The organism is Bradyrhizobium sp. P2_E8 (assembly GCF_056403875.1).
On record NZ_JBFUES010001041.1, the window covers coordinates 1 to 2,513 of the forward strand.

Genomic DNA, 2,513 nt, shown 5'->3' on the forward strand with positions numbered 1-2,513 from the left:
GTGCAGGGGATCGCCCTGGCCGAGCGCGTAGGCCACGAGATCCCTCAGCGCGAAGCCGGCGCCGGTCACCGGTGTCCATTGCGGGTCGAGCGACAGCACGGAGGAATGGTCGCCGAACATCATGCCCAGGAAGACCTCGGCCACGATGCGACCGCCGACGGGGCCGAGCTGCGGCGTGTTGATGGGGCCGGGCGCGCCGGTGGCCGGGATCGTGACGGCGGTCTGGAACTGCCGTGCCTCGGCCAGGATGTAGGCCCAGAGCGGGCAATTGCCGGCGAACACGCCATTCGCGATCGAGGCGATCTGAACCTGCGGATCGTCCGGTCCCGGCTCGTCGACGGCCTTGCCGATGATGATCTGGTCGTCCGTCAGCGGGGTCAGATTCATCGCCCTGGCGACGGCCTGGCCCGAGGGCAGGCCGAGCCGCCAGCTGCGTTCGAGATTGCGCAGCGCGAGCGACGACGGATTGGACGCGACCTCCGGCGGCAGCTTGCGCAGCGGGTCGACCAGCGACGCATCGATGCGGTAGGCGAACTGAAGCCGCCTGCTGTTGTCGGCATTGGTGTCGTCGTCCTCGACGCCATAGGGGCGCGTGTCGAGATCGATGAAGCGGCCCCAGTCCATGGCGCGCCCCGGACCCATGGCACGGAAGCCGGTCAGCGCATTGTGGTCGGGATTGTGGGGATCGGGGAAGATCTGCAACAGCATGTTGGCCGCATCGTTCAGCCGATAGCCGGGGCGGATCATGGAGTGCCCGAGCCGGTAGGCCGCGACCGAGAACTCGACCGGCATGAAGGGGTAGGTCTTCCAGTGGTAGTGAGCGAGCTTGCTGCGGTCGTAGCGGCCCGCGGTCCTCAACTCGTCCAGCACGCTGGCGTGCACGATGCGCGGCAGGAAGTCGTTCATGACGACGTATTGATAGTGGAAGCGGACGCGCTGCTGCACCTCCTCGAACGACAGGCTGTCGTTGTCGTCGACCATGCGGTTGTGAAAGCGCAGCATCAGGGCCTGGAACTGCGAGACGATGCTGTTCTCGTCGTTGCGGGGATCGCCGATCAGCGCACGGCCCTTGAAGCGCGGCAGGTCGCTGGCATCGGGCACGCCCGCGCCGGTCAGCTTCTCGCCGAGGCGGAACTTGATGCCGTCATACATGTAGGGCTGGTCGTTCGGACCGCGGCCGTAGAGATTGTCCAGATCGAGCGCCGGCGTGCGGAAGTCGACGAGCCCGTCGGGGTCCTGCTGCTTGGTCAGCGAGCTGACCGGATCGAACGTGATGTCGTGGTCGATGAACTGGCCGAAATAGGTGTAGAGCGAAGGAATGCCGCTCTCCTCTGCGTCCGGTCCGTCCTTCGGCGCATCGAACGTACCGACCATCTTGTCGGCCAGCGCCGAAAGGTTCGCGATGTTGTCGGCATCGTTGAGACCGAATTTTGCCGGTGTGAGCTTGCGAAACATGCGGCCGAAGCGGCCTTGCGAAAGCGGCGAGCGCGTTGCGTTCAGACCGCGCGGAACAATGCTGTGGCGGCTGCTCATGAGACCTCCCTGAAAAGTCACGATGGAAACAAGTCAAGCTGAAGTTGTTCGCGCTGGAATATGCAGGCTAGGCTAGATCACACCCGCCACAAGCGAGATAGATCACACTTGTCCGGCATCGGCGGTTCTTCAGAGGGAGGTGCTTTGCGAGCAAGCTGCGGCCGCACTTTGCGAATTTTTCCCGGAGCGATGACGGATAACATTCTCGTCATCGATCAGCGCAAGCGGCTTCGCGTCAGTTCGCCGGGCTGTCGGCGCGGCCGATCGTCTTCACGCGAAGACTGTGGCAGCGCGCGCGTCATGCGCCGGGACTTGCCTGACACTTTGTCGTGCTCGTCCTGGTGTCCGCAGTGGGCGCCGCGTTCGACTTGCATCTATGATGAGGCCAGCCGCGGCGAGTCATGTGATCTCGGCCACAGTTCGAGGCCGGGTTCCGGCCTATCGTCGGCGGACTTGCACACGTTGCTCCCGGAGGCCTACGCTTTGCTGCATTCGGGACAGTTATTTTGGAGGTTCTGATGCAAAGGTCATATTTGCTGGCTGCGACAGCAGCGCTGGCGCTTCTCATGCAAACACCGCTCGCGCTGGCGCAGAGCGCGCCGGCGGCTGGCGGGACCGCAGCGCCTGCGGCGACGCCGGCCGCGCCGGCCGCGACGACGACAACGCCGAGCGCGACCACCGACACGTCAGCCCAGCCGTCCGACTCCAAGAAGAGCGCATCGAAGAAGCCGGCGAAGAAGAAGATGACGCGGCAGCAGGAGATCGATCATTCGGTCGACACCGGCACGGTGCCTGCGCGCTATCGCAGTTCCGTGCCCAAGCAGTACCAGCAATATATTCCGTTCGAGAAGCAGTGACGGATCGCACGGCGGCGCGGCGCGATTGGACGTCGCGCCGCCGTGCGATACGGAGGCGGCCCTGGCCATGCGGGAAGCGGACCACAGATACGTTGTGGCGGTCTGCCGGAGCAGTGCTAGAGT

At 64.7% G+C, this 2,513-nt stretch carries 2 protein-coding genes; one reads left to right on the plus strand and one right to left on the minus strand.

The window, feature by feature from the left end:
- Positions 1–1,533 (minus strand): peroxidase family protein (locus tag AC1D00_RS36330; RefSeq protein ID WP_135177483.1); only part of this gene is annotated, 1,533 nt, incomplete at its 3' end.
- 518 nt (positions 1,534–2,051) lie between these two features.
- Between AC1D00_RS36330 and AC1D00_RS36335 the strand changes: the two genes are divergently transcribed.
- Entirely contained in the window at positions 2,052–2,390 is a 339-nt protein-coding gene (locus AC1D00_RS36335) for a hypothetical protein (RefSeq protein ID WP_477013986.1), read from the plus strand.
- Positions 2,391–2,513 lie beyond the last annotated feature (123 nt).

Excerpts from the sequence above, each read along its gene's own strand:
- AC1D00_RS36335 (WP_477013986.1), top strand. The coding sequence starts at position 2,052 with ATGCAAAGGTCATATTTGCTGGCTGCGACAGCAGCGCTGGCGCTTCTC.